The organism is Microcoleus sp. LAD1_D3 (genome assembly GCF_036702135.1).
Taxonomy (GTDB): domain Bacteria; phylum Cyanobacteriota; class Cyanobacteriia; order Cyanobacteriales; family Microcoleaceae; genus Microcoleus.
Genome location: NZ_JAUBSB010000032.1, coordinates 65,179 through 72,775 on the forward strand (window position 1 = coordinate 65,179; position 7,597 = coordinate 72,775).

Consider the following 7,597-nt stretch of genomic DNA (forward strand, 5'->3'; position numbering starts at 1 on the left):
ATTTTGGGGTACATCCAGACCCCATGTAGAGCGCAGATACAGCCACAGTGCAGCAACGATACTCCCGCAGCAGGTGAGAGAAGAAGTGAGAATTAGTGGCGATCGCTTCTCTACAATTGTTTTTAGGACAGGCGCGATCGCCCATAAAGATAAAATAGTGAATTCAGAATCTCCATATTTGATAATTATTGCCTGTTCTCGCCGCAAACTTTTTGACACAAACTTGCTGCCTGCCATAGAAAGATACGACGGCCCGACATTTCGTCTGTTACGGCGTTTTCTGCGGGATCAACCGTCAGCGCCCTTGGATATTTATATTTTGTCAGCGAAGTTTGGACTGATACCGAGTGACTATCCGATTCCAGATTATGACGAAAAAATGACAAGAGATCGATCGCGCCAACTGCAACCAGAGGTCATTGCTAAACTCAAACATATCCTCAACGCCAAGCCATATCAACAACTTTGTATTTGTCTAGGTCGAGATTATTTCCTTGCACTGGATAAATACGATATGCTAATTAAATCAGGATTAATTGTGCGAATTGCCACAGGCTCATTAGGCAAAAAGCTGTCAAGTTTACATGATTGGTTATACGGGAAGCCCCCGGAACTCTCTCGCTGTTGGCAGGCTGCTGCTGGACCAGGGAAAGCCAGTATTAAAGGGATTGAGGTTGTGTTGACACCAGCACAAGTGCTTGATGTAGCACGTCAGGCGTTAGCAGAAGGCAAGGGCAAGCCTGGTTGTTACCAGGCTTGGTATGTGTTAGTTGGCGATCAACGAGTATCGCCGAAGTGGGTGGTGAGTCTGTTGACAGGATTGCCTGTCAGTGATTTTCATTCAATTGCGGCTAGGCGAATGCTAATCCAGTTAGGAATTGAAGTGAGGAGTGAATGAATCAGCAAGACGGTCAGGATTACATAACAGAGCAAGGAGTGATAGCCGATTTACAGACTCAGCCTCACTTGATGATTAAGTTACAGGAAAATGCGCTTCTTGTTGCGGAGAGTCTGCGGGATAACTATTTCGCAAATACTGCAAAATTTGTCACACACTTGCGACAAGCAATGCGCCAGGCCCAGTTAGGACAAAGAGAACAAATCCTTAATGCTAAAGCCATCAACGATCTAGATTGGCAGAAGGTTCAGGGTGAAGTTGTCACCTTTATTGATGGGGGTCTTGGTCAGGTTCAAATGTCAAGTCCAGTTCCTATTCTTCTGCGAGTAGGTTCTTATCGTGTACGAACTGGGGAAAGTAATCTAGCTGAACGCGAGCAGTTTGGTTATTATCCCGTTATTCTTGGCGATTTAGAAGGGGGTAGTAAAGAAAGGAAAGATTTTCCTGATATTATCCGAATTACTGCTGAACTGTTGGGGGGTCTATCAGCTTTAAAACGTACACCTGATTTACGAGTTTTAATGTTTCATGGTCCGCTCGTTTACATGATGAGTGGTTATGCTGGACATACACCTTTCACGGAAAAAGACATTGACCTTTTTTTGAGCCATTACGCACAGGAACCTGAATTAGCTCAAGAGCTTAAGGAAAGGTTTATGCGAGAAGCAAAATTAGATATTTATTCACAAATTGCGCCCGACCGCTCTGATGAGTGGGTAAAAAGAAGACTATTTGAACCTTTATCGTGGATTTCATTTCTGTATCGTCAATTAATTGAAGAAGCCGGAAAACGAAAACCCCAAACAATTATTGTTGGTGTAGTGGAACGGGGTGGAGAATTACGAGAATTCAGTGAAACCATTTTGCTGAAAAGAATCTTCCGAAATTTACGAGATAAAGGTAATGAAAATTACTTTAATAATTTATACGATCGTAAAGATCTCACTTCTGAAAAAGCCTTATTAGACAGACTAGGCTACACAGATGCTCTACTGCTATCTATGTTACTGGAACCTGGTCAGTTTTCCGAACCTTGGGAGATCCAAAATAAATATGCCGGACTAACTAAAGGTAAAATTTCCTTACCTGATGAGTCTTATAAAACAGATGCAGATTGGAGTTGCCTGAAATCATCTCATAAAATTGGATTTCCTAAAGTTCAAGGGTGCTATGTAAAAGTTTCAGAAACTACCGAACCATTTAGAGTAGAAGTTTTTGCGGATTTAGGTGAAGACCAGATTATAGAAGCTGCTCGACGCGCTTATTTGTATGCTCGTGTGCTGCCTGGATATGCTTTTCCAGTAGGATTAGACATTGCTGACAAATACGCTAAGATTCCCAACTGGCTAACTGAGTCTTATAGTAAGCTAATCAAGTATCATTTGAGTGTTAGCTTGCAAAATGGACAGATTACTGACGCTCAAATGCGACGCATCATAGTTCAGTCAATTTACATGACCAAGCGGGATTGGTTATTCCGTCCTAATGTTTAGAAGAGAACAAAACTTATGGCAACATCTGCAAAAAAAACACCGCAACTCAACAATCCAGCTCCTAATTCTGTTGCACCTAATCGTTCTGTGGGGACGTTGGTAGGCGAAAGTACAAGTCGCGAGTTTCGACTAGCTGTAACACCTGAAGCTGTCCGCGAACAAGACATCATCGCTGTAGATGCTGAATTGCGTCAATCAGAAAATAATTCCACTGTAGAACAAATTCGTATTTGGGCTAAAGTTCAAACGATTGAACGGATAAATCCTCTTTTTCCCACTGAAGCCGGACATGAATTAGCTGCTACCCGTACAAATCCATTGGATACAGTGCTTTCATTAACCGTGGAAATGGTGACAGCGGTTTGTCAAGTATTAGGTGCTGAACGTGCAGATGGTAGCGGAGGTGGTAAGCTAAACAAACTTCGTTATCCTCCTAAACCAGCTTCCACTGCTTACCGTCCTGAATCACCAGACATTGCTCGCGTGGTTCTTGGGGAATTACAAGACAAGAAAAATCAAAATCGTGCATTAGACATTGCTACTCTTTCCAACCGTTCTGAAGTAAATGTCACAGTAGATGGTCATGCCATTGTCACCCGTCACCTAGCAATTTTAGCCATGACTGGTGCTGGCAAAAGTTGGACAGCGCGGCGAGTTATTGAGCAGTTGGCAGCGAAAAATTATCCCATAGTGATATTTGACCCTCATGGAGATTACACGGGGTTAGCAGATGTTCCAGGTTTGAAGGAAAGAGTGCATCGCTACTACGCACAGTTTCCTATTTTTGAAGAAGACAGCGACACAGTTGCTCAAATTGTGAGTAATCTTGGATATGAACTAACGCCTACCATGCTGACCCGTTTTAGTGATGTCTTTCAGGCGGCTAAGTCTTTTTATATAAAAGACAACGCACAAGAGATGACTCAGCGAGCCGATTGGTTGACTGAACGCATTAACAACCAAAATTTAAAGCAATATGGTGTGCAGCCCAATCTTTGGTTAATTGCTCAGATGGCTGAAGCTGGTGAAGCTGCGCTGCGTGACAACAATGGTCAAGATGACAGACAGCAACTCGAAGATTGGGGCTGGAATGGACTCACCACTTATTCTAAGCGTGACATAGGTACCCTTGAAGGAATTAAAAAGCGTACCAATGCAGCAGCAGCAGCCTTACAACGCATGGAACAGACGAACCAAAAGGTAGCTCGCAGTGGTGCTAAACCGTTACCTACTGACCGCAAAGAATTAGTTAAATACGGTCAAATTAGTGTTGTTTCTTTAGCTGGCTATACAGAAGAATTTCAAGCCACAATCTACAGCATTATTGCTGACAATATTTTTGATGCAAGGGTAAGAGATGAGCTAAAATTTCAAGTGCTCTTACTACTTGAGGAAGCTCATAACTTTGCGCCTGGAAATGCAAACACAACCGCACAAAAACGATCTATTAATGTTACCAGACAGATTGCTCAAGAAGGTCGTAAATTCGGTGTAGGTTTGATGTTAATTAGTCAGCGCCCTTCCCGACTCGATGAAACCACTCTCGCCATGTGTAACTCATACATCATCATGCGTATGGTTAACCCTGCTGACCAAAGCTTTGTTCGTAAGGTGATCGAAAGTTTAGGTGAGGAAGAAGTAAAGATGCTTCCCGATTTAGAAAATGGTGAAGCAATTCTATCTGGACAACTTACAAGCTTTCCTGTCCTGGTAAAAATAAAAGAACCTGCTTCCAAAGGCGAACGAGAAGAAAAAGATGCTTTCGATGCTTTGGAGGAAGCCAACGCGGAAAACTCTAAAAAATCAAAATATTCCAAACAGACTAAGGGATAAACTATTTGGAAATCGTCGCTGGTTTCAGTTTAAAAGGAATCAAACCGCGTGTATGGGATAGAACCTCAGAGTATTACCTTCCCCAACTACACGCGGTAATGATTTCCTACGCCGATTTTCACAAAATGCCTAAACGCAGGCGTGAGGCCATGGAAAAGGGATTGCACGAATCTCTGGGTATTCCTACTCAAGTTCAAATTTATCTTGATAACGGTGCTTTTTACTTTATAAAACGTGATGGTGAAACGCCAAGAAAAGAGTATGAAGAGTTTGTAGAAAAAGCTAAACCAGACTGGTATCCTATTCCTCAAGACTTTATTCCTACTCCAAAAATGACATTTAAGGAGCAGAAACAATGTTTTAAGCGCACAATGGAAATGAATCTGGCTTATAAAGACCATCCATCATACATTCCGGTTATTCACATTAGCGAATTGCTTGAAGACTATGTAAATGAAATCAAAGCACATAAGGAATTCTTAGCAAAACCATATATTGCTTTGGGTGGCATTGTACCAAATTTACTACGCGCTCCTAAAGCAATACCTTATCATAAAATTCTATCTAGCATTCAACATATACGCGAAGAATTTAAAAATACAAAACTTCATGTTTTTGGCATTGGTGGCACAGCAACTATACATTTAGCCGCTTTATTGAGCATTAACTCAGTAGACTCAAGCGGTTGGCGCAGTCGGGCGGCGCGGGGGATGATACAATTGCCTGGAACCGGAGAGCGAATTGTGGCTCCTTTAGGTAACTGGAGAGGCCGTCAAGTCAGTCAAGAAGAAGAAAAAAAACTAGAAGAATGTCTCTGTCCAGCTTGTCGTCAGTATAAATTAAATGGACTGAAAATAAGTGGTATGGAAGGTTTTTGTAATCGAGCTACTCATAACTTGTGGATACTACTGGAAGAGGCTCGACTAATTGAAGAGCATCTATATAATAGTGGGAATTATAAGGAGTGGTATAAGGAACACTTAGATAACACCATTTATCGTCCACTGATTGCTCAAATAGTGGAAAATTTGGAATCATCAAAAGAAGTTAGTAAAGGCTAAAGCTATGAAAGTAAGGGTTTGGCGACAATAGCGATCGCACCCTACCCCCTCAAAAAAGCGTGTAAAGCGCAGCTATCGGGCTCTTAATCGATCGCTCAAGAGTCAAAAACGCCACCTCTAAAGCTGAGTTTGCTCTCATTTACTTTGCATATTGTAATTATCACCAAAAGCTATAATTTTTTCTCACTAGCTTTCCGCTGCTCCCTTCGGGTTTTACAGCAAAAGTTAAATACGCCTGAGCTTATCTGCACTGAGCGAAAAGTTTTGTTACAATAGGTAAGCTGTTACAAATCGTAACTTATGCTGGTTTCTATTTTAATAATTGACGTTGCCCTCGTTGCCTGGTCTTTGCACTTAATGCAGGAGGCGATCACGCAACGGGAATTTTCACTAATGCTAGCCGGCACCCTAGTTGCGGTCTCAGCCGCCGCCCTGCTAGTCGTGTACTTCCTCATGGGGTCTTGTTTGAGCCATTTGACCGAAATATCGCAACACACTTACTAAATCATAGTAGGGGATTGACCATTGTCCAGAAGCGAGGAGACTTTTTTGAAAAAAAAGCCGAAAGCCTTGCCAATCCAGGGCTCAAAACTAATTTCCCCAAAAAGCTTGACAAATATTGGTCAGTTAAGGCATGATTGAGAGCGCGAAAAGAAAGGGGAATTAGCTCAGTTGGTAGAGCACTACAATGGCATTGTAGGGGTCAGCGGTTCGAGCCCGCTATTCTCCATAAACATTAGAGTAGGCAAACGGCACTGCCGTATCCTAATTGCTACCGAAACAGTACCACTGCGTGCTTAAATTTGATCGCGACTTGTACCTAAACAGCTTTGCCGTGTCGTTAAATTCGATCGCCCTACACACCGCGAAAACCAATTTTCCCGTAAAATCAAAACAGTCTACCCGCAACCAAAGCGCTACCTGTGGCAAAGTCAACTGAACCCAACAATCCAGAGAGTCCGAGCCAACTTGCCCGATCGCCTCTGTACGACCTATCATTACAACTCAAAGCCCGAATGGTGCCCTTTTCCGGGTGGGAGATGGCAGTACAGTACGCAGGCATCAGCAGCGAACACCAAGCAGTACGCCAGCAAGCAGGAATGTTCGACATTTCCCACATGGGAAAATTTGGTTTGAGAGGGAAACAAGTAATAGAAAAATTTCAACCCTTAGTACCCTCAGACTTGAGCCGCTTGCAACCCGGTCAAGCTCAATATACAGTCTTGCTAAATGCCAAAGGCTGCATATTAGACGACATTATTTTCTACTGCCAAGAACCAGACCCTATCACTAGCGAAGAACGTGCAGTAATCATTGTCAACGCCGCCACTCGCATCGCAGACAAAGCATGGATCACCACTCACTTAGAATTGAACGGACTCTGTTTTACAGACATCTCCGAAGATAAAGTTTTAATTGCCATTCAAGGGCCGGAAGCCGTTAACTATCTCCAGCCTTTTGTGGAAGACAACCTCGCACCAATTAAGGCATTCGGCCACTTAGAAACAAATCTGTTGGGACAGCCGAGTTTTATCGCCAGAACTGGTTACACCGGCGAAGATGGGTTTGAAATCATGGTGGAGGCCGAAGTAGGAAAAGAACTGTGGAAAAAATTGTTAACTGCTGGCGTTGTTCCCTGCGGTTTGGGTGCGAGAGATACCTTGCGTTTAGAAGCAGCAATGGCTCTTTACGGTCAAGATATCGACGACAATATCACGCCTTTAGAGGCTGGATTGGGTTGGGTTGTTCACCTCGACACCAAAGGCGATTTTATTGGGCGGGAGGTTTTGGAACAGCAGAAAGCGAGTGGAGTATCGAAACGGTTGGTAGGGCTAGAAATGCAGGGGCGGCACATTGCACGCCACGGCTATCCGGTAATATTTGAAGGTGAAAAAGTAGGGGAAGTTACTAGCGGTACATTATCGCCTACTTTGAATCGGGCAGTTGCCCTTGCGGTTGTTCCGGCAAAATTAGCTAAAATCGGTCAGCAATTAGAAATCGAGATTCGCGGGAAAAACTATCCGGCTGGTGTGGTGAAAAAACCATTTTATCGATCGCAAAACCGCCCGAGTTAAATTAACTAGGTAAGCCTTAATTCAGGGGCGTTGCTATGAGCAACGGTTCACAATAAAGTGTAAGTGTATGTGTTGTTGTGGAACGGGCTTCTAGCCCGTTGCTCATATTGGTCGAGAAGATTCATCTACTAGCTTAGCAAATTGCCGCAAAGTTGCAGCAGGGAGCATCCCACTTTGGCGATCAGTATAAATACTCAGGCAATTGTCTGGCTAAGCTGATGGCATAATAGAAAGCAG

Annotated in this window: 6 protein-coding genes and 1 tRNA gene; all 7 read left to right on the plus strand. The window is 43.2% G+C overall.

Annotated elements, in window-relative coordinates; all coding sequences use genetic code 11:
* The first annotated feature begins 85 nt into the window (after positions 1–85).
* The 7 genes from QUA74_RS18370 (at position 86) to gcvT (ending at position 7,360) form a co-directional block, all read left to right on the plus strand.
* The gene (locus QUA74_RS18370) at positions 86–898 is read left to right on the plus strand and encodes a DUF6884 domain-containing protein (RefSeq protein WP_333331930.1); all 813 of its coding nucleotides are present in this window, start codon (positions 86–88) and stop codon (positions 896–898) included.
* Positions 895–2,391, plus strand: coding sequence for a DNA double-strand break repair nuclease NurA (locus QUA74_RS18375; RefSeq protein WP_333331934.1), 1,497 nt, complete (start codon positions 895–897; stop codon positions 2,389–2,391). Before QUA74_RS18370 ends, QUA74_RS18375 begins: the two co-directional genes overlap by 4 nt.
* A 15-nt stretch (positions 2,392–2,406) precedes the next feature.
* Positions 2,407–4,224: an ATP-binding protein gene (locus QUA74_RS18380; RefSeq protein WP_333331937.1), complete on the plus strand. Its 1,818-nt coding sequence runs from the start codon at positions 2,407–2,409 to the stop codon at positions 4,222–4,224.
* Between the two features lie 5 nt (positions 4,225–4,229).
* Positions 4,230–5,285, plus strand: coding sequence for a hypothetical protein (locus QUA74_RS18385; RefSeq protein ID WP_333331940.1), 1,056 nt, complete (start codon positions 4,230–4,232; stop codon positions 5,283–5,285).
* Between the two features lie 300 nt (positions 5,286–5,585).
* Positions 5,586–5,789, plus strand: a complete 204-nt coding sequence (locus QUA74_RS18390) for a hypothetical protein (RefSeq protein WP_333331943.1) — start codon at positions 5,586–5,588, stop codon at positions 5,787–5,789.
* 153 nt (positions 5,790–5,942) lie between these two features.
* Positions 5,943–6,015: transfer RNA gene (locus tag QUA74_RS18395), tRNA-Ala, on the plus strand.
* Between the two features lie 193 nt (positions 6,016–6,208).
* Entirely contained in the window at positions 6,209–7,360 is a 1,152-nt protein-coding gene (gcvT, locus tag QUA74_RS18400) for a glycine cleavage system aminomethyltransferase GcvT (protein ID WP_333331946.1), read from the plus strand.
* The last annotated feature ends 237 nt before the right edge of the window (positions 7,361–7,597 follow it).